Source organism: Cupriavidus sp. HE11, from assembly GCF_056097175.1.
This window is the reverse complement of sequence record NZ_CP184467.1, coordinates 164,579-183,184: the sequence shown is the minus strand read 5'-3', so window position 1 is coordinate 183,184 and position 18,606 is coordinate 164,579. Positions and strand designations below refer to the sequence as shown.

At 66.6% G+C, this 18,606-nt stretch carries 29 protein-coding genes; 14 read left to right on the top strand and 15 right to left on the bottom strand.

Features of this window, described 5'->3' with window-relative positions; genetic code table 11:
• The first annotated feature begins 71 nt into the window (after positions 1-71).
• The 8 genes from ACOABP_RS32075 to ACOABP_RS32040 all read left to right on the top strand — a co-directional run bounded on the left by ACOABP_RS32075 (position 72) and on the right by ACOABP_RS32040 (position 4,602).
• The gene (locus ACOABP_RS32075; protein ID WP_474231489.1) at positions 72-368 is read left to right on the top strand and encodes a hypothetical protein; all 297 of its coding nucleotides are present in this window, start codon (positions 72-74) and stop codon (positions 366-368) included.
• A gap of 208 nt (positions 369-576) precedes the next feature.
• A complete protein-coding gene (locus ACOABP_RS32070) occupies positions 577-1,140 on the top strand; it encodes a hypothetical protein (RefSeq protein WP_474231487.1) in 564 nt (187 codons plus the stop codon).
• 46 nt (positions 1,141-1,186) lie between these two features.
• Positions 1,187-1,753, top strand: coding sequence for a hypothetical protein (locus ACOABP_RS32065; RefSeq protein ID WP_474231486.1), 567 nt, complete (start codon positions 1,187-1,189; stop codon positions 1,751-1,753).
• A 37-nt stretch (positions 1,754-1,790) separates the two neighbouring features.
• A complete protein-coding gene (locus ACOABP_RS32060) occupies positions 1,791-2,096 on the top strand; it encodes a hypothetical protein (protein ID WP_474231485.1) in 306 nt (101 codons plus the stop codon).
• Between the two features lie 71 nt (positions 2,097-2,167).
• Positions 2,168-2,629 carry a hypothetical protein gene (locus ACOABP_RS32055; RefSeq protein WP_474231484.1) on the top strand — a complete coding sequence of 154 codons (462 nt, stop codon included), beginning with the start codon at positions 2,168-2,170 and terminating at the stop codon, positions 2,627-2,629.
• Between the two features lie 21 nt (positions 2,630-2,650).
• Positions 2,651-2,824, top strand: coding sequence for a hypothetical protein (locus ACOABP_RS32050; protein ID WP_474231482.1), 174 nt, complete (start codon positions 2,651-2,653; stop codon positions 2,822-2,824).
• A gap of 331 nt (positions 2,825-3,155) precedes the next feature.
• Positions 3,156-3,593, top strand: coding sequence for a hypothetical protein (locus ACOABP_RS32045; protein WP_474231481.1), 438 nt, complete (start codon positions 3,156-3,158; stop codon positions 3,591-3,593).
• A gap of 64 nt (positions 3,594-3,657) precedes the next feature.
• Positions 3,658-4,602, top strand: coding sequence for a hypothetical protein (locus ACOABP_RS32040; RefSeq protein WP_474231479.1), 945 nt, complete (start codon positions 3,658-3,660; stop codon positions 4,600-4,602).
• 88 nt (positions 4,603-4,690) lie between these two features.
• Here the strand turns inward: ACOABP_RS32040 and ACOABP_RS32035 are convergent, their stop codons facing one another.
• The 6 genes from ACOABP_RS32035 to ACOABP_RS32010 form a co-directional block, all read right to left on the bottom strand.
• On the bottom strand, positions 4,691-5,671 hold the full coding sequence (locus ACOABP_RS32035; protein ID WP_474231477.1) for a hypothetical protein: 981 nt from the start codon (positions 5,669-5,671) through the stop codon (positions 4,691-4,693).
• A gap of 13 nt (positions 5,672-5,684) precedes the next feature.
• A complete protein-coding gene (locus tag ACOABP_RS32030; protein WP_474231475.1) occupies positions 5,685-6,101 on the bottom strand; it encodes a hypothetical protein in 417 nt (138 codons plus the stop codon).
• Between the two features lie 153 nt (positions 6,102-6,254).
• Entirely contained in the window at positions 6,255-6,554 is a 300-nt protein-coding gene (locus ACOABP_RS32025) for a hypothetical protein (RefSeq protein WP_474231474.1), read from the bottom strand.
• Between the two features lie 53 nt (positions 6,555-6,607).
• Positions 6,608-6,943 carry a hypothetical protein gene (locus ACOABP_RS32020; RefSeq protein ID WP_474231473.1) on the bottom strand — a complete coding sequence of 112 codons (336 nt, stop codon included), beginning with the start codon at positions 6,941-6,943 and terminating at the stop codon, positions 6,608-6,610.
• Positions 6,944-6,992: 49 nt separating this feature from the next.
• Positions 6,993-7,316, bottom strand: a complete 324-nt coding sequence (locus ACOABP_RS32015) for a hypothetical protein (RefSeq protein ID WP_474231472.1) — start codon at positions 7,314-7,316, stop codon at positions 6,993-6,995.
• 39 nt (positions 7,317-7,355) lie between these two features.
• The gene (locus ACOABP_RS32010) at positions 7,356-9,140 is read right to left on the bottom strand and encodes a DNA sulfur modification protein DndB (protein ID WP_474231470.1); all 1,785 of its coding nucleotides are present in this window, start codon (positions 9,138-9,140) and stop codon (positions 7,356-7,358) included.
• A 91-nt stretch (positions 9,141-9,231) separates the two neighbouring features.
• Here ACOABP_RS32010 and ACOABP_RS32005 point away from each other — a divergent pair, with 91 nt between their 5' ends.
• From ACOABP_RS32005 to ACOABP_RS31990, 4 genes are all read left to right on the top strand, one after another.
• On the top strand, positions 9,232-9,507 hold the full coding sequence (locus tag ACOABP_RS32005; RefSeq protein WP_474231468.1) for a hypothetical protein: 276 nt from the start codon (positions 9,232-9,234) through the stop codon (positions 9,505-9,507).
• A 34-nt stretch (positions 9,508-9,541) separates the two neighbouring features.
• Positions 9,542-9,709 (top strand): hypothetical protein, encoded by a 168-nt coding sequence (locus ACOABP_RS32000; RefSeq protein ID WP_474231467.1) that lies wholly within the window; start codon positions 9,542-9,544, stop codon positions 9,707-9,709.
• Positions 9,710-9,903: 194 nt separating this feature from the next.
• Positions 9,904-10,206: a hypothetical protein gene (locus ACOABP_RS31995; protein ID WP_474231465.1), complete on the top strand. Its 303-nt coding sequence runs from the start codon at positions 9,904-9,906 to the stop codon at positions 10,204-10,206.
• Positions 10,207-10,229: 23 nt separating this feature from the next.
• Entirely contained in the window at positions 10,230-11,069 is an 840-nt protein-coding gene (locus tag ACOABP_RS31990; RefSeq protein ID WP_474231463.1) for a hypothetical protein, read from the top strand.
• 19 nt (positions 11,070-11,088) lie between these two features.
• Here the strand turns inward: ACOABP_RS31990 and ACOABP_RS31985 are convergent, their stop codons facing one another.
• The gene (locus ACOABP_RS31985) at positions 11,089-11,466 is read right to left on the bottom strand and encodes a hypothetical protein (protein WP_474231462.1); all 378 of its coding nucleotides are present in this window, start codon (positions 11,464-11,466) and stop codon (positions 11,089-11,091) included.
• 80 nt (positions 11,467-11,546) lie between these two features.
• Between ACOABP_RS31985 and ACOABP_RS31980 the strand changes: the two genes are divergently transcribed.
• On the top strand, positions 11,547-12,272 hold the full coding sequence (locus ACOABP_RS31980) for a DUF4145 domain-containing protein (RefSeq protein ID WP_474231461.1): 726 nt from the start codon (positions 11,547-11,549) through the stop codon (positions 12,270-12,272).
• Positions 12,273-12,345: 73 nt separating this feature from the next.
• Here ACOABP_RS31980 and ACOABP_RS31975 read toward each other — a convergent pair whose 3' ends face one another.
• Complete coding sequence (locus tag ACOABP_RS31975) at positions 12,346-13,623, bottom strand: hypothetical protein (RefSeq protein ID WP_474231459.1); 1,278 nt, start codon at positions 13,621-13,623, stop codon at positions 12,346-12,348.
• Between the two features lie 219 nt (positions 13,624-13,842).
• On the opposite strand from ACOABP_RS31975, the gene ACOABP_RS31970 reads away from it, so the two are divergent.
• Positions 13,843-14,172: a hypothetical protein gene (locus ACOABP_RS31970; protein WP_474231457.1), complete on the top strand. Its 330-nt coding sequence runs from the start codon at positions 13,843-13,845 to the stop codon at positions 14,170-14,172.
• Between the two features lie 70 nt (positions 14,173-14,242).
• Here ACOABP_RS31970 and ACOABP_RS31965 read toward each other — a convergent pair whose 3' ends face one another.
• The 7 genes from ACOABP_RS31965 to ACOABP_RS31935 form a co-directional block, all read right to left on the bottom strand.
• Positions 14,243-14,365 (bottom strand): hypothetical protein, encoded by a 123-nt coding sequence (locus ACOABP_RS31965; RefSeq protein ID WP_474231456.1) that lies wholly within the window; start codon positions 14,363-14,365, stop codon positions 14,243-14,245.
• A 79-nt stretch (positions 14,366-14,444) separates the two neighbouring features.
• Complete coding sequence (locus ACOABP_RS31960; protein WP_474231454.1) at positions 14,445-14,918, bottom strand: hypothetical protein; 474 nt, start codon at positions 14,916-14,918, stop codon at positions 14,445-14,447.
• Complete coding sequence (locus ACOABP_RS31955) at positions 14,915-15,337, bottom strand: hypothetical protein (RefSeq protein ID WP_474231453.1); 423 nt, start codon at positions 15,335-15,337, stop codon at positions 14,915-14,917. Before ACOABP_RS31955 ends, ACOABP_RS31960 begins: the two co-directional genes overlap by 4 nt.
• A gap of 142 nt (positions 15,338-15,479) precedes the next feature.
• Positions 15,480-15,821: a hypothetical protein gene (locus ACOABP_RS31950; RefSeq protein ID WP_474231451.1), complete on the bottom strand. Its 342-nt coding sequence runs from the start codon at positions 15,819-15,821 to the stop codon at positions 15,480-15,482.
• Positions 15,822-15,908: 87 nt separating this feature from the next.
• The gene (locus ACOABP_RS31945; RefSeq protein WP_474231449.1) at positions 15,909-16,166 is read right to left on the bottom strand and encodes a hypothetical protein; all 258 of its coding nucleotides are present in this window, start codon (positions 16,164-16,166) and stop codon (positions 15,909-15,911) included.
• Positions 16,167-16,303: 137 nt separating this feature from the next.
• The gene (locus ACOABP_RS31940; RefSeq protein ID WP_474231447.1) at positions 16,304-16,846 is read right to left on the bottom strand and encodes a hypothetical protein; all 543 of its coding nucleotides are present in this window, start codon (positions 16,844-16,846) and stop codon (positions 16,304-16,306) included.
• Between the two features lie 48 nt (positions 16,847-16,894).
• Positions 16,895-18,556, bottom strand: coding sequence for a hypothetical protein (locus ACOABP_RS31935; RefSeq protein ID WP_474231446.1), 1,662 nt, complete (start codon positions 18,554-18,556; stop codon positions 16,895-16,897).
• Positions 18,557-18,606 lie beyond the last annotated feature (50 nt).

Here is an 18,606-nt window from a genome sequence, read left to right as displayed (position 1 = left end):
CCAGCGATCACGGCCCCGCACACCCACGCCAGCGGCCTGACACCCCTGACACGCCTGACACGCCTGACACGATGACCCGCTCCCCCTTCCTGCGCCGCAGTCTCGGCATCGTGCTGATCGCCCTCGTCGTGCTGGCGATCGACCTCACACTGGCCGCGCACAGCCGCCGCGAATCGGTCGCAGACCTGCTCGCGCGCGAAGCGCACTGTGTGATCGCCTTCACGCCCGATGCACTCGGCGGCAAGGGACGTGATCTGTGCCGCGCCGGGTTCCCGGTCGAGCCCGGCACCCCCCTCACCGGCTCCAACCCCGCCACCACCGCCACCACCGCCACCACCGCCGCCAGCGCGCCGGCTGCCGCCCGGTAGGCACGGGGCAGGCATCGCCCGCCAACGCTGGCAGGCTCCGCGCACGCCACTCGGGCCGCCACGGATCACCGCTTCCCCCCGCCCGCCGGCGGTGCGGCGATAATGCATGGAGGGGGTCGGCCGGAAACGCTTGCGAGTATCGTTTTGATACTTTACACTGCAGCTCATGCAGGCCACACAGCGGCCCCGCCCCACTACGGAACGCCTTATGCCCACCATCGAGAAAGCCGGTACCCAACTGCTGAACGACCTGATTGCCGCCGCCAAGGCCGCGCCGGGCGCGTGGCAGAGCACGACCATCTACGACCGCGAGATCCGCTGCCGCAGCTCGATGCTGGGCCAGCAGTTCAAGATGGGGGCCCAGACCGTGCATGTGAGCGTCCTGCGGGACTGGATTGCCGAGTATCCCGAAGCCGATCATCCCGAGGCCGACGCGCCTGAGGCGAGCACGACGGCCCCCGCACTGACTGCGCCCGTCGCCCCCCTCGCAGCGGACGCGGCCGAGCCCGCTGCGCCGGCCGGCGAGCCGGGTCCGCAGCAGCAACTGGACGCCCTGATCGCGACCGCCAAGGCCACGCCCAGCGTCTGGCACGAGGCCTCGATCTGCGGGCGCACCATCGCCGCCCGCACGTCGATGATGATTTCCCGGCCGCAGTTCAAGATGGACGGCATGACCATGCACATCGAACTGCTGCGCAAGGCACTCGTCAGCATCGACGCCGCGCAGCAGCGCCAGAAGGCCCGCGATGCCGGCCCAGACTTCGACATGTGAGCCCGCCATGACGCCAGACTCGACCGCCTGAGCAGGCCCACACGCCATGACCGATACCGCCAAGAAGCTCACGCTCGCTGCCATCAACGCGGCCATCAAGGCGCGGGGCGTCGATGCCATCCTCTACCAAGGCGAGGGCTACTATTACTTTTCCGGGACAGCGGTCCAGTGGGCCTTCAGCGACGCCGTCCCGACGTTCCGTCTGAACCATCTGAGCTTGGACCAGTGGATGGAGTGGCTGGACAGGATCATTGCCGACAGCAACGAACGCCGGCCCTTCGGTGAGCCCGAAGTGGTGCCGCTGCCCGCGCCTACGCCGTGGCTGGATCGCGTCGTGACGCTGCGCCCGACCACCGGCATGGATCCGACACCGCGCACGGCACGCGTGGTAGCGGAGACGGAAAAGCGCGTGCAGGTGGAACTGGAGGATTCGGGCCAGATCCTGACGTTTGCCAAGGCCGACGGCTTGCCTGTGACCAAGCAGGATCGCGAAGCGTTTCCTCGCTATGTGATGACGCTGCCGGACGCCGACCCAGCTGCGACGGCTGCGCCCGCTGCCGCTGCATCCGCGCGGCTCGCCGCACGCACCTCCGGTCCCGACTTCGACTTGTGACGTCCCCCAGCCACTCCGACGAGACGCCCACTCGATCATGACAGAGAGCCACCCCAAACGCCTCACGCTCAAGGCCGTCAATCAGGCCATCCGGGCCCGTGGCATCGATGCCACGCTGGAGCAGGACAAGGAATCCCTGTACTTCTGGGGCTCGTCGGTGGAATGGGCTTATTCGTCGGCCGTCAGCGTCTATCGTCTGAACCACCTGACCATGGCGCAATGGATGTCCGAGCTGGACCGGATCGTGGCAGACAGCAACGAGCGCCGGCCGGAGGGCTACGTGCCGCCGGAAACGGCTGCGTCGTCGCCCTCCGACACCAAGGACCCGACCGAGCCATGGTGACGACGCCGACCGGCAGCGCCAGCAGCCCCGATCGCAGCGCCGGGGCGCAGCGTGCCGAGACCCTGCAGTGGGTGAATAGCCTCGACGCCGCCGCGCGCGAGACACTGGTTGCCCGCGTGAAGGAGGTGCAGGGCTGGGTCGACGGCTACGCCGAGGCGCTGGGCAAGCGCCGTGCGCCCACTGTACGGCTCTCGCTGGACGTCCTCTACTACGCCCCGATCCGCAACCGGATCGTCGTGCCAGTCCGCACGATCCTGCACGCGCCTGAGCGGCTGCTGCGCATTGCCGTGGCGCACGAGTGCGGCCACTTCCAGCGCCGCTGGGTGTCGCTCCTCGCGCGCTCCGAGCTCGCCCGCCTGCACGAGGAAGTCCTCGCCGACCGCGTGGCGATCCGGCTCACGGGCGCGACACCGGACGAGTTCGATACCGCCGTGCGCGAGATTGCCAAGTTCGAGCATGACTGGGATGAGGCCTCGATCGAAGCGTATCTGTCTCTGCGGCGCGCGCTGCTGCACCGCGCCGCCCCCGACTGACCCTACCGAAAGGACACTGTTATGGATTTTGATCGCTGGCTGGCCAAGGTCGAGCGCGAACTCACGCGACTGGGCGTCGACGCTCTGGAGGCCCGGGCGGAGGTGGACGACAACCGGGACTGGTTCGAGGCGCAGTTTGACAGTGGCGCCTATCCCGAGATCACGGGCTTTGAGTGGTACACCCACCATCGTTGAAGGCGTGAGCGTCGCGGCGTGGCCACGCCGCCGGTAAGAACTTAATTATCACGCATGCGATCACGCATGCGAATTAAGTCCTTACCAGCAAATAAAGCTCTTACCAGATGGCCCCTAAGCCCTTGATTCTTCGTGCTGTCGCGCCGAAGCGACAAATAAAGTTCTTACGCACGCCCTCCGCCGCGCTAATTAAGTTCTTACCAGACAGAGGCTTGCGCCACTTTGCGACATCCGGCGCCAGAGTTGCCAACCCAACTCGCGCTGGCAATTGCTGGATTTCGTACTACGGTGAGAACTCAGACGCGAAGCAATCACCACCGGGAGGGCGAAGATGGGAGAGGCAAAACGGCGTAGGGACGCGGGCGAAAGCCGGCCGGATTACGACACGCAGATCGCACTGGCCGCTGAGGCGAAGCACTACTGCTTCATCCTTGATCGTTCGGAATCGGGACGTCGCGCGCTGGCGCAGCTCAAGCGCGGGCCTGAAGAGCTGCAGGCGCGCGTCGCCAGCAGCGCGTTCCAGACATGGGAGGCGATGCCACACTTCCAGTTCGTGGTGGTGTGGGGCACATGGGGCCTCACCGGTGGGCTTACCATACCCGCCATCGATCTCCCGACCGTCCTGTCAGCGGGGCTGCCCAAGGCCATCGAACGCACGCTGGAGAAAGGCGGGCTCTGCACGGTGCTGCCCATGGTAGACCCCTCGCATGTCGAGGCCATCGTCGCGCGCACTGGCGAGTTGCAGCCGACCTTGGGCGCCGCCAACTGACCCCGAGACGCCAACGGCCGGCAACGCTGCACAACCCTCGGCCGCCGATGCCCGGGCGCTATACTTGCGCACCCAACGCCTGCCCGACTTCGTGCAGGTCTTCCGAGACCCGTCCGTGCCCTTGCCCGTGCCCGCCCATCCCACCGCTGACTCCACCACCAATACGCTGCCGGGCACGGCGCGCGCACGTCATTGGTCGCCCGAGGACGACGCCCGGATCCGTACCGACTATGGCCGGAAGCTCGCCAAGGACCTCGCCGCCGAACTGGGGTGCAGTACTGCCACGCTCAGATCCCGCGCGGTAGCGCTCGGCCTCGTTGTTCCAAGCCGTCCTCGCTCGCCACGCGACCGGCGCGAGCGTGACTACCTGCAGCAGGTTGTCGCCCCACTGCTGGCCTGCTGGCCGCTGTCACTCGATCTGATTGCGCGCACGATTGGCACGGGCGAACAGGAACTCTCGGCCTCCCTTGCACAAGGCAAAGCCCTGCCACCTCCCGCGCAACGCAAGTTGCTCACCCTGCTGGGCGTGAACCAGCGTCTGGGTGACGATGGGCCGCTCCCGGGTCCCCGGTGCAGCTACGCGCTTGTGGCCAACGACCATCCCGCGACCGTCGCCTTGGTCTACCGCTGGCTCACAGAAGACGCGCCCCCCGGCTTCGCCCGCGAAGTGGTTCCATTGGACCCGCGCGAGGCGTCCGACGACTGGCGGCTGCTGCTGCTCAGTGCACAGACCGCCTTTCGCCCGCAACTGATAGTTTTCCCGCGCGCCGATCCCAGCGCCGGCCTGCTCGACGGCACGACGCTGCCCGGTTTCAGCGGCATGCTCATCGTGGACACCGCCACCTATCGGCTGCTGCTGCGCACGTGGGAAGAAGTCATGCGCACGCCGCGCCTCGTGAACCAAGTGTTCCCGCAGCCGGTGGCGCGAGGACTGCACGCCAAGCTGCTCGCGCTGCCCGACCCGCGCATGCGGGACGTCCTCAACGATCTGGTCCGCATCGGCTGGTAGCCGTCAAAACGGCCGAGTGTTGCGACGTGAGCGTGTCCGAGTTCAACACGTCACTGGAGGCGCGCGCCTTGCCAAGCCAAGGCGCGGCTTAGGTTACGGGTGCGGGGTCCTCTGGCAAAACGTCTGTACGGATTGCATGGCGACGCACCCGGAAGCCATCCCCCACCCATGCCACCGACAGCACGACATGGTTGGGTGCATCGACCAGACAGGCCTGCGCCACCGCCGCGAACTTCGGGTGTGCAAAGGCGCCGGTCGGCAGGTCCATGTCCGCCACCGTACCGGCCATGTAATCCGCCATGCGGATCAGCGGGTCCAGATAGTTGTCCCCCGAGACGGACGGCGTCACGTGCACGAGCTTCGGATCATCGATCGCGTTGGCCCCCGGTGCGGCGCGGTTCGACTTCATCAGGTAAAAGAGCAGCGATGCGATATCCCACACGATGCCGTCATGGTGGGCGATGATGGCGTCCCGGTCCGACGTCCAGCCAACCGCTTTCGGGTCTACGACCTGATCCAGATAGTCGAGGAGCACGGCGGCGAACGCGGCCAGAATAAAAACTTTGCGCGCGAGCTTCTGGTTGCCCTTCTGGCGCAGATCCCGGGCAAACGCGGCGAGGCGTTTTCGGACGGCCGCGAAGTACTCCCGTTGTGGCTCACCTGACAGCGCGCCCATGTTCTCGGCGATCTGCCCGAACTCTTCGAGCTGGGCCACCTTGTCCTGCGGACGCGCGAAGGGTTGCATGAAGCGTGAATCATCATCGAGCACGAAGCTCACCGTGAAGACCACCGGCGAGTTCAGGTAGTTCAGCATGCCCTCGGCGGGGGTACGCGTCTCCTTGATGTCCTTGGGCGCGATGTGCTGGATGTAGTCGAGGATCGTATCGAGCTTGTCGTGGTGCAGGAGAAAGACGAAGGCCGCCGTGTCGTTCTTCTTCGGATCCTCGAACACATAGTCGGAGATCACATGCCAGAACCCGCCCTTAGGCAGCGGCCCCAACCAGCGTTGCAGGTCGGTCAGCGCACTCTTTGCAAAGACGGTCTGGACCGCTTGGACGAGGTCGATCATGGCATTGCCTGTCTTACCTGCCCACCACAGGCGCTGCGCAGTCCTCGGTCACGGGCCGCACGACAGCTGCCACCGCGCCCTGCGCGAAGCGGCACGTCTGCAGCGGCGACACCTCGGGATACTCGGTCGCCAGCATGCCGTTGAGGCGTTCGATCGCCGCCTCGGGCTGCGTAGCACGTTCGAGGTGCAGGCGCGCGGAAAGCGCCTGCGGCCGGATCACCGGCACATCGTAGGGTGCGCCCCAGACGATCTGACGGCCGTCCTCGGCGGTCCAGCGACCCACCATCTTGGCAAGGCTCGTATCGGCGGAGGTGGCCACATAGCGCCCGCCGGCGCCGTGCGCAGGCGTGTCCCCCGTACCCGCGTGGGCCGCTGGGGCATACGCAGCAGCGGCGGCCAGCAGGGTCAGGAACAGGGCATAGCGCGTCATGATGGCAATCCTTCGAGGCAGACTCGGCGGCGCGCGCCGCCGGTGTGGAGTCAATGGAACAAGAGTATCACAATGATACTTTAACGAGAAGGCCCAGCCTCGTCATGGGCGAGCTTTCCGGGCGCTGGCAATCTGGTGCTCGACGTCAGACGCTCACACGCCGGCGCGCTGCGCCCGTGGGCCGTCGACGGGCGCATAGCCCCGCTCGCACCCCACATACCCCCGCAGGTGCGGCGGGCGCTGCGACTGCAGCGGCGCCATCACCAAGTCCTTGAGCCGCCCCGCCTCGTCAAACGGGTCCTCCGCCGCGTCCATCGCGGCCAGCCCCGCCATGACCTCGGCACGAAGCCGCCGCGCGCGCGCACGGGCGATGGCGCCCGTCGCCCACCACGCCACGGCCACCGCTGCCGTGACGCCAGTAAGGGTCCACCCCTGCATCGCAGTGAATTCCATCTGGCAACTCCAATACGTCGAAATGCGTTCGAATAAGAGAGGATCGGCCGCCCTCAGGCGCCCCGCCGGCGACTGCGCTTCGCGGCGCTCACATGGGCCGCATAGGCATCGAAGGCCGGCTTGAGTTTTTCGACGACGACGCGGGCGCGCACCGCGAGCTGCTGTCGCGCGTAGCCATAGCGCTCGGCGGCCGCCTGCTGCGTATCGCCCAGTATCAGATAGTCGTGCAGTGCCTGCTGCATGGCAGGGCTCTCGATGCGCGTCACGCGCAGCATCGCCGCCAAGGTCTCGGCGGTCAGCGGATAGTCCGGCGCATCCGGGGTGTCGGCAGGGGTCATAGGTGTAAGGATTTGAGGCAGCGGCGCATCGACGGTCGCGACCGTCGTCACCGCCCAACATCCTACCTTGTAGGGACGCTTGTGTGGCCCTTTTGCGGCCTCAGGACGTGGCTTGCCGGTCCGCCGCGTCACGGCAGTGCGGGCACACCGCGTGAGCCACGCCAGCGCGCACCGCCGTGTGCAGATACCGGTTCTGGCACGTCGGGCAGGTACCCAGTGCGTCGCACCCGCTCCGGGTGGTCTGGATCGTGAAGCCATCGGCCACGAGCGCGCGCACGAACGGCGTGATGACGGGATCGGTCACCGGCGGGCGGCCGCCTGCCCGCTTGATGGTCTGGATCTGCTCGGCGAGCGTGGTGCGCGCAACGCGCAGGCTCGCGGCCGTGGGGATCAGCGGGCTCGCGCTCAATGGTGTCGTGTTCATGGTGGTCCTCGGGTCGTCGTCAATCAGTCAAAGCAATCGTCAGGCTTCCAGACGCTTGGCAAGCGTGTGCAGCTCAGGGGTAAGCGACACGTTGGCCAGCCGCAGCAGGCGGATGACCGTGCCCTTGATGCCGTCGCTGGTCTTCTGCATCTTGCCGAGCACCACGCAACGGCCGTCCCACATCCGGGACTCCTTGCGCGGGTCAATCTTGGTCAGCGCCTCCATGCGCTCCCACACCGCGAGCTCGGGACGGATGACACCCGTCTCGGTCTCGCCGTGATTCATCACGTAGCCCGTGAAGAGCGCGCGGCGGGCGAAGACCCCCAGCGCCTCCAGCCACACGGTGTGGCCGATCACCATGCCCTCGCGCACCTCGTAGGCGCTGATCGCGCCGGCCATCATGGCCTGCCAGTGCGGGATGTGCGTGCCGCACGCCTCGAAGAACGCCAGCACGAACGCGTCGATCTCTTGCAGCTTCGCGGCGTCGATGGTGGTCACGTTGGCCTCGGTGACGCCGGTCAGGATCGACAGGAATTTCTTGAAGGCGATCAGGCTCCACAGCTTCACCGACTTGGCCGGTACCGTGGTGTTCTCCACGTCGATGCGCGAGCGCAGGCCCGGCACCACGTCGATCACCGACAGCACCCACGCATTGAACGGGTTGCGGCGGTCGTACAGCGCGTTGATCGCGGACGACGGTTTCACCTGCCGGCCGTTGATGTCGGCAAACATCTGCTGCGAGCGTTCCAGCCCTTCGTCGAAATAGATGGTGACCGTCACGGTCTCGTCGGCGAGTTCAGGGCGGCGCGCAATCGCCTGCTCGATGCCGCGCCGACGATGCTGGCCGTCGTTAATCAGCAGCGTGGCATCCATCGGGATATACAGCACGCCAATGCGGCCGCCCGCACCCGGCACCGGGGTCGACTCGAACGACATCTGCGCCGACACGCTGGCCGTGATCGCGGGCAGCACATAACCCGTCGGGTTGTCGACCATGTACTCGCCGATCGCCTCGGCGCGCCGCTCGTTGAGCACGCGCTGCGCCCGCAGGTGCGCCGGTACCGCCTCCTCCTCGTCAAAGCGGAAGAGCTTGACCAGCGCGTGATACGGCACCTGTGCCGCGTAGTAGGCGCGCCCGGCCTGCATGCCGGCCACCGCCGGAAACGAATACGAAAACTGGCTGCGCTCGGCGCTCAGGGCCTCGCCCACCGCACGCACCCGCGCCGTCTTTTCTGCGAGCTCGATGCGGTTCACATGCATCGCATCGAGCTCCGCCTGCGCGCGCTCCTCATAGCGGATGCGCAGCACGTCCAGCGGCGTGCCCAGATGCTCGACCATCCAGCCGATCTCTTCGTCGGTCACTGGCCGGCCGCCGCGCCAACCGGGATTCAACACGCACTTGATGCAATGGACCGCATCTGCGTCGAACTTGTCCACATGGAACTGGTCGGCGAGCTCCGGATACGCCTCGCCCTTGGTAAGGCTTGTGTGGCTTTGCACCACGCCATACAGCGGCTTCAGGTGCGACGCGTGGTTGTAGCGGTTGTGTTTCTCGACGCTTGCGCGTGCCGGATCCATCTCGGCATGCGCGGAGACCACGGTGCCTTTTGCCACACCGCCGAGGTTGGGTGCAAAGGTGTTGTCCAGCGCGATCACGTAATGTTTGTTGGCCATGATGAGGATTCCCCTGAAGCTGCCCGCCTGACCCTTGGTCCGGCGCGACGGCGCGTTGATGTCATGGCTCGCATCGTAGGAGGCTAAAAACTTTTGCGCAATCTTTTTCGATTGCATTGAAAGAATATTTTTAGACCCCTTGCCAAACACTCATTGAGTGCTATACAGTTCGTTCAAACGCTGCACCGGCGAGCAGCAAGATTGCCGGATGAATGCAACGCAATACCCAAGGGGAAGCAACATGGAACGCGCATTTCGTATCGACAAGAGCGACATCACGAACAGCAATCAAGCCCGCCACGCGGCAGAGATGGTGTGGGGCCTGATCCGTGACGGCTTCAGCGGCAGCGTCACACGGTTTCTGTTCGCGATGCTCGGCCCGCTGGGAACGATGCGCCCGGCGAAGATCGACGGCCGCACCAAGATCGGCAAGGCATATCTGGAAGCCGAGGAAGAACTGTACAAGGCAGCCGAGCGCTACGACGCGGCCCTGCGTGGCTACAAGCAATTCTCCTGAGCCGATTCCCCGGACAAGACAAGGACAGATTCCGATGCCAACCGTCTTCGCGTGGTACGCCATTCACAAGGACACCAAGCACATCGTTGCCGGCTTTAACGACTATCATGACGCGGACACGTTCTGCACGGCCTTTGCCCACAACCAGTACGTGGTGCGTGATCGCGCGACAGTGGAAGCGATCCACGACCCGATCCGCTGATTGCACGGAGCGCGGACATGACCCACCCCGTCCAAATGCAAGCCAGCCTGAGCAGTTGGCTTGGCGACACGCCGATGTACACGGTCTACTCGGCGACCCAGCGCCTTCAGTAGGGGCTTGCAGGTATCGTTATGATACTTTACGATAACTCCATCAGGGCGCATACTGCCCGTCTCGCCAAAGGAGCATCGACCATGGGAATCCAGCCGTTTGACGCCGGCCAGCGTGCGCTGGCCAAGGAAGTGATCGACACGGTCGGCCAGCTGCTGGCAGCGCCACGACACGAGCGGAGCTGTTCGCTGGAACTGCACCAGCGCCACATGCAGCAGGTGTTCGGCAATGGTCCACGTGCCGGCCGGGGCGGGCGCATCTCGCCCGAGACCCGCGAGGCCTTCAACCGGGATTTCGAAGCCATGCAGGCCAAGTCCCCTGCCTGCAACTGCAGTGCGCAGCAGGCCACTGCGCTGCTGGCCAAGCTCACAGCGTTGGCGGCCTGATCCGGCGGTCCGCCGGCTTGCACATGTCCTCCACCATCCTCCGCGATCCCATGTCCGACAACCAGTCCTCCGATGCCGGCGCTGCACCCGTCACAATGATCGTGCAGACCTACTACATCTCGCTCGGCCGCAAGGGCGCGTTCTACACGCTGCGCTGCCGCCGGGACATGGTGCCGGAGCGCATCGCGCGATCGCCCTACGCCCCCGACCCGGATTACTATCTGTGCACGCTGGCGGCCGACGCCGAGCGCGCCGTCCAGAAGGCCGCCGAGTTTGTCGAGGGAATGCGCGAGCGCATCCGCGAGTCGGAGCACTTCAAGATCGTGTTCGACGCGGATCCCCAACACACGGCATTCAAGCGTCGGGGTCGGCTGTCGGTCAAGGACACGCTGGCCGTCGAGCGGATCGAGGACGGTTATTTCCCGTTCGGCAAGCACGCCAACACCGCGATTGCCGACGCCCCCGACTCTTACCTGCTCTTCTGGGCCGACAAGACCCGCGAGGAAGCGCCCGACTATGTGACGGACGTGCTGGCCGCTGCCTGCATGGGCGTGGCACTGGACAAGGGGCTGATCGCCAAGCGCGATGCCGCCCGCGCCGAGCGCGCCGCGCTCGATACGCAGTCCAATTTCATCGGCACCGTGGGCGAGCGTCGCGACTTCACCGGCGAAGTCGTGACGGCCTACCAGAAGGACGAGTGGAGCCCGTGGATCACCAAGGTGCGTTGCGGCACAGATCTCGTGACCTACATCGGCAGCAAGGCCCTCGGCGAACGGGGCACCGTCATCACCTTCCGCGCGACGATCAAGAAGCACGACGAGTACAAGGGCGTGCGCTCCACGCAGGTGAGCCGCCCGGCCTGAGCCGCGCTCACCGGCGGAGTCAGGCGTCAGCCCTGCCGGTCTGGGCCGACGTGGCCCCCTTCCGGGCCCGCAGCAGCCGATAGATCGTGTCCCGGCTGCAGCCCCCTTCCTGCGCAGCGTCGTCGACATTCAACCGGCCCGCCTCCACCGCCTGCGCGAGCGCCTGCAGCTGGGCAGTGCGCGCCTGCCTCGCTTGAGACGCCGCCCGGCGTGCGGTGCTGACCGCCCCTGTGTTGACCGAGAGATCCAGCCCAGTGAGTGCCTTGCTCACCGTGTTGAAATGTACCCCCAGCTGCGCAGCCAGATCCTTGGCCAGCAGCGTGCGATCGCGCAGCCGGGCCACGACGTCGGGATGATCGAGCAGGTATTGGCGGGTGCTGTCGGCGCGGGTACGCATGGCGATTTGGGAGGGGGCGCGGCAGCGCCACAAGCCGCTATCGTACAATGCCGCCGCCCCTCTTCTCTCATGCCGCCGCCATGCATCCGGAACGCTTCGAGTTCTACCACACCCGCGATCGCCTTCCCCACTGGCCCTGCACGCAGGGCGGCTGCACGGGCACGCTGCAGCTCGTCCCCGACAGCCTGCGAACGGCAATGGATGCTGAGACCAAGGCACTGTGGAATCGGCCGGACTACAGCTTCACCCAAGCCGATGACAGCGGCCGGTACAGCATGATGCTCAAGTGCCGGCGCTGCGGCGACGGCGTCATGGGCGTGGGCCGGTACCATCCGGAGCAGCCGTGGGAGATCGAGGGGGACGAGTTCATCACCGAGGCGTTCTACCCCGAGTACTTCGTGCCGCCGATCCCGCTGATCGCCATCCCGCCAGCGTGTCCGCCCCCGGTGCGCGCACCGCTGGAGCAGGCCTTCGCGGCGTACTGGGCCCTGCCGGGGCTCGCGGCCAACGCGGTGCGCGTCGCGCTGGAGCGGCTGATGGATGCGCTGCAGATTGCGCCGGCCGGCTCGCTGGACGCCCGCCTGAAGGATTTCGCCAAACAACGGCCCGGGCCGCATGCCGACTTCCTGATGGCCGCCAAGTGGGTCGGCAATGTGGGCAGCCATGACGGTGTCGCCACGCACAGCCAGATCCAAGACGTTCTCGAAATGGTCGAGGCAACGCTGCACGACCTGTATCCCCCCGACCTCGCGGCCATGGTCGCCAAGGCCAACCAGTACATCCAGCACAAGGGCCGCCCCACCTGATCGGATCCTCACGCCCCGTCTCGTAACGGCGGGGCTTTCCGGGGGACGGCAGAGTGCCCCGGCACCGCGCGCGCTACGGCCGGCAAAGCTCCCGGTTGCAGTACTGGATCAAGGCCTGCTGCACATACCCGCAGCCATTGCCCAGCCCCGGGAAATTGCAGCCCGCGAAATCCTGAATCGCCGTGAGATTGTAAAGACCGTTGACCGCCACGGTGGCGCGATCAATGCGGGCCTGCAGCTGGGCGCGCGTCTCGCCGGGCACCCGCGCCGGCAATGAGACCGCGAGGTCTTCATTGCCGGGGACCTTCAGGTCCGTCTCCGAGCATTTGTTGAGCAGCGGATCCAGACACTGGAGCACGGCGCCTTTCATGGTGGCCAGCACCGCCTGCAACGCCTGCTCCTTCCCGGCGAGCGCCACCGCGTCGTGAGGATCGAACTCGCCCGGATGCAGGCGGATGTATTCCAGATCGCCCAGCAGCGCCCGGCGCTTGCGCGCCGCGTCGTCGTAGGCCTCCAGTCGCAGCAATGCCGGCGTGTCGCTGTTGGCGGCCGTACGCAGGGCATCGGGCAACGTCAGGTTCAGATACGGTTGCAGCTCCACGGAGGAGACAAAGAGATCGGCATCCTGCATCGTGCGCAGGGCCACCGGGAAGGCCAGCGCGTCGGCCAAGATCGCATCGGAATCGGCGGCCACGGCGCCCTGCCCGCCTTTGCGCACAATGCGCGCGGAGTAGCTGTACTTTTTGAGGACCTGCGAGAGCTTGGTCCCGCCCTTGGCCTCGGTTTTGAAGATGCCGGTCGCCCCACCGGCGTCGCCTTCGGCGGCCTGCTTTTCGGTACTGGTCGACGTGAAGATCTCGACCACCGCTGAGTACTCGCCGCCGCGTGTCTGCGTGCGCACGAAATGCGTGCCGCACTGCTGCCGGAACGCCTTGGGGTCCTTCTGCCCCAAGTCAAAAACGGCCTTCTTGAGGGCCGGTGTTTCGGCGCGGTTCGTGCGGATGTCCACGCGGGAGATCACCGCCAGATAGACCGAGTAGCTGTTGAAGGTGGTCTCCCTGACATACGAACCGCTCGCGTTGAACAGGCCGTACTTTGCTTTGACCGAGACGTTCAGCTGCTGGCTGAAATCCTTCTCGTCAGTGATCCTGACGACTTGGAAATACCCATCCTCGCCCTGCACCGGCGCAAGCTTCCCGGTATTGACGCAGTCGCCCGCCATCTCGCCCGTGAGCACATCGTATCCCGCCCCGATCTGTGCGAGCGTCGACGGGCCCGTGAGCTTGACCTGACCGTGTGCCAGCGATGCCGTGACGCCCAGACAGCACACCACGTACTTGGCTGCCCCCATATGCCCCCCTTTGTCCTATCCGATGTGTCGCGCTCGCGCACGCATGAATTGGCAGCGTTGAATCTGGCGAGATCGATGTATGTGCGCTACCGGACGGAAATGCCGGAATTGTGAGCGCAGCCTGCCGCAGGCGAATATGGGAGCCCGCGAGATTGCGGTGTTCTTTATGAAGGCGCGGCCTCCGTGCCATGCCGATGCCCACAAGCCAAGGGAGAAACAATGGTCACGCTTCGCTTGCAGAACTTCACTGGCTTTTCGCAGCTCAATGATCCCACCGCGTTTGTCGAGTTGGTGTTCGACGCTGACAAGACGTGGAGGCGCAAAGCGGCCCAAGGATTTGACCTCGCACCGGCTTCGGGGGTCTGGAGCGCCGTCATGGCGCAGGAAACGCATGTGAAGACGTCCGCCGCCGCCAAGCCGCAGTGCATTCTTTCCGACTGCAACATGGCCAATCCCGATACCCTGCCGCAGGAGGGCGAGTTCTATTGGTACGGGGACAACGATCCGGTGACGATTGGAGGCAGGTGGCTGCTGATAGCAAAGTCATAGCTGACTGCACACGCACGCTTCGCAACGGCGCGCTGGCCAACCCCGTCGCGGGGTCGGTCACAGCTGCCGATCAGTACGCCCCGGCGATCAGCGCGCCGGCCAGCTGGCGCAGGTGAATCTGCCGGCTCGCCTCGCAGACATCGGCTTGCAGGCCCCGCCGGGCCACACCCAGCAGATAAGCGGTATAGGACATTGCACCCCCTCGGCGTTGTATATATCCCATCAGTATGCCCGATGCCGCCGCGCGGCGTAGGGCGCCCTGCGTGAACGCTTTAGGGTGCCCAACGCCAGACGGTCCGGGCTCCCGGCGCGACTTCACAGAGATGCAGGTCGTTGGCCACGTAACGCCAGATCGGCAGGCCATTGACCCGCCCGCCGGTATCGACCCGCGCACCATACACGTCGTATTCCACAAGTCTTGGCCCCGTGTCCTCCGTCACGGTGCCGGCGATGAGGGTTACCTGCTCCGGATAGAGCCGTACCAGTTCGCGCACGAAGGGCGCGATATGGCGCTCCCACGGGATGCTCTGGGATCGCACCAGTTGCAAGGCTTCCTGCGCGGGCAGCCTGCGGGCTTGGCGCACGCGGACCTTCGTGCGGCGCGAGCCATGCCGGCGCAGCCGGGCGAGCCGCTTGCTGGCCTGCTTGTCGGTGATCGATCCGTCAGTGATCGGTCCGACCTCGATCGACGGCGCCATCGCCGTGTCAGCCGTCGCCGCTTGTGCCCTACCGATTCTCTGGCTCATGGTGTCAGTCCGTAGGTGACCTGCCGCGCCATGTTGGCGAGAAAATTGCGCATCTGCGCGACGTCTGGCGCGTTCCCCAGCGCGCCATCGACCCCATAGGGATTGGTGACCCACAGTACGTCGTCTTCGTACTGGAGACGATGCTCGCAGACCATCTCCACGGCCCCCGCGAGCAGCCGCTCGGTCAGGGCCTCGGGGCTGGGCAGGCGCAGCGCCGCCCAGTCATTGCGGGCCAGCAGCGCCTCGATACGGGAGCGCGCCGCTTCGTCCGCAGAATCGGCCATCCGCCCGGCCTCCTGCTCAGCACGCCAGTCCGCCCAGCCGTGCACGCCCTCCGCGTAGGCCTCGGCAAGCGCCGGGACATCGGACAGCATCAGCGGACAGGTCGCGTCGCCAGCGGCACGCGTGAGGGCGTCCATGGCCTGTTCCACGGCGTCACAACACTGCAGGTGCGGCGTGCCCTCGTCGTACACGCGTGTGAGCGCCCAGCGGTACCGGACCTCCAGCGCCAACGCGAACAGCTCCGCGCCAACGGCAGACGCCACAGGCGCCACAGGCCCCTCAGAGCGCGCGCGCATCGACCTCCCCCACGGCCTTGCCGCTCGCCAGATCCGTCAGCAGGTAGCGGCCACCTGACAGGGCCGTCGCCCGGGTCCCGGGATGTTGTACGGCGAGCTCGCGCACAATGCGCTCGTGGCGGTCGGCGGCAAGGCGCAGCCGGCGGTTTTCCCGCACATTGGACCAGATGGCGAGCAACACGCCGATGACCAGCAGTGCGCCCAGCGTGGCACCGATCCACAGCAGGGTTCTCGTATCGGGCTTGACTGGCATCCAGTAGAAGCCCAACCCGAGGACCATGGCGATGGACAGGAGTTGGGAACCAATGGGAATGATTGGAGGCATCGAAAGTCGTCCTTTTTGATAGCGAAGTGGTCCGGGCCACCGGCCCGGCGGATCCCCGGCGCGCAGGCCGGGCGGTTAAATGCGAAATTACGCGGTCGTAAAGCCCAGCAGCGCCGCCAACCGGTCTTCGCTGAGATCGGGTATCGACACCAGCGGCTTGGCCTTGAGGACCACGCGCACGATGTGCTTGGTCTCGCTGTCATGCTGCGCCATGCGGCACTGCGCGTCGGCCAGCTGCGCCTTGCCGGCGTCGCGGTCGGTCAGCTGCGCGGTGGCAGCGGCGGCTTGGTCCTTGAGCGCCTGCAGCGCGCGGCGATAGGGTTCAGGCAGTAGGGAAACAGTCATCGTGTGTCTGGTTTAAGTAGGAGGTGAATCGGCAGTGCGTCTCGTAACCGCCGCGCTTTCCGGGCGTTGGCACGCGGCGGTCGTGCTGCCGCACGGCGGTCATTGCGTCAGCGTCGTCTCTGCCTTGCTCCGCGTGGTCACGGCTCGGGCGAGGTCGTGGACAACGCGCGCGGAGCGGCGACAGGGACGGCCTCCAGTGCGCCGTACTCGCTCACGATGACGGCCACGCGCGCGAGCTCGTCCACCGGCGTCGCGTCGTCCACGCGCCGCACCATGTGCGCGGCGCCCGCGTCGGGACACTCCCAGACCTCCCCCACCGGCAACGCCGCGATGGCCCGGCGATCCGCCGCGCTGTAGCCCGCATCCGCGCCGAAGGCGGCGGCATCCACCAGTTGCTCGCCCGGCTGCGCAAAGCTGGCGTCCCACTCGGCCAGATAGCGCCGGCAGGCGAGCGCCGCCACCGGCGCCGGGGCGGCGAGCCAGACCTGTACGGCCGCCCCCAGCGGCTGGCCACCGGCCGCGCATGCCTCCACGAGTTCGGCCATGGTGCGCCCGGTATCGACGTCGTAGGTCGCGCGGGCGTCGCGCTCGCAGAGCAGGCCGGCCTGCAGGAGCAGCCCTTCCTGTTCGGCGCTCAGCGCCAGCGGCCCGGCGGGCGTGTGAAGCATGGGATCGGGCATCAAGAATTCCTGTGTGAGGGGTGAGGGGTGAGGGGTGGGCGGACACGCTCAGGGCGCGACGTCCGCTGCGGGCGTGCGCGGCGCGGGGGTGGTCTCGCGCGTCCACGCCGGCGGCGTGTCCGACGCGGACAGGCCCCAGTGGTCCGGCCCGAAGAGCGCTTCGGGATTGGCGTGTACGAGACTGTCCTCGACACTCGCGCGCTCGGCCTCGGTGGCCGGGATCCAGCCTTTCGTACCATGGCGGACCTGCAGGGCCGTGAGCTTGTAGGTGTGGCGATCGAATACGAGGCGGCAGTCTCGCTCGGTCCCCCCGGCCTCGGCAAACAGATGGCCCCAACCGCCATGCACATAGCGCGGCACCGCTTCGCTCTGGTATTCGGGCGTGCAGCGTGCCGCGCGCAACGCGGGCGTCCACAGGCGGTCACAGGCCCGCACCTCGGCGTCGCCGGCCGACGCGCCGTGGGCAAAGACCACGCCCAGCGGCGCGCGCTCGCCCTCGGGCGTCACACTCAGCACGGCCACGCGATAGGTGTGCGCCGGTCGGCGGACATAGTCCTCGGTGTCCGGGGCCGGCGTCACGATGCGCGTCAGTTCGCCCTCGGTAAAGCGCACGACCGGCATGGCCGGCTCAGCCGGTTGCATGTCAATCGTACGGCCGGCGGCGCGGTCGGCCAACGCGTAGTCCTGCAGGACGATCCCGGTGCGCGAGGCCGCGTCCGTTTCGGCCGAGAGCTCCACGGTCGTGCCTGCCTTGAGCAGCACGTCGTCGCGGAAAGTGGGGAGCAATGGCAGCACCCGCGTGCCGGGCTGCGGATCCCACGTGGCCGCGATCGACGAGAAGTCCGTGTACAGAAAGGGCGAGAGCGCGCCCTGCGGATCGTCGAAGCGCCGGGGCGCATCGAACTGCAGCTTGACCCACGTGCGGCCGTTTTCCGTGTCGACGTGAATGATGGTGGCTTCGGCCTGCTCGTTGTTGAGCTTCGCCCGGTGCCCCACGGTGAAGCCACCAAGCGTCGTTCCGACCGGGCTCTCGTAGCGCGGCGCCGGCTCGGGGCTCACCTGCAGGTAGTCACGCAGCGCCGCGACCAGCGCGTCCTGCTCATAGCTGTACGCCGTGATGACGTCGTGAAAACCGTGGTGCGTGAGCGTCAGCATCTCGCAGCTCGACGGGGCGATCTGCTTCATGATGACGTAGCGCGCCGCGTCGATCGCGCACACGAAGATCTCGCCCTGCCCCCAGTGCTTGGCCCCGCGCACCACCTCGGCGAGCAGGCCGAGGTTCGTGTAGTGCATCATGCGTTTCGGATCCGCCGCCTCGTCGTGCGCGGCCAGAATCGCCTGAACCTGCGCGCGCGGCAGGCTGTGGCCGCCCTGACGGCCGGCCAGCGCCTCGCGCTGGCGCGCCAACCATGCCGGGCGGCGCAGCGCCGGCCGCGCTTCGAGAAAATCGAGCCACGCCGTCTCGCCGGCGCGCTCGGCCGCCGTCATCACAACCGTGTCGAGCGGCCCGTCGAGGTCGCTGCTGCGCGCATGCAGCGCATGCGGAAAATCGTTGACGTGCTCCGCCAGACGCGCGCGCCCCGCCTCGCCCGTCGCGACGTAGAACGACTCGCCATCCTCGGCGCGCCCGGGCGCCACGTCGATACCCAGACTTTCCAGCATGGCGCGCTCGGATTCCGCCGCCCGCACCTGACCGTAAAACATCCGCATGGTCGACCTCAACGTAAATTAATGTTTTTTTTGCATCCTATCACGCTGAA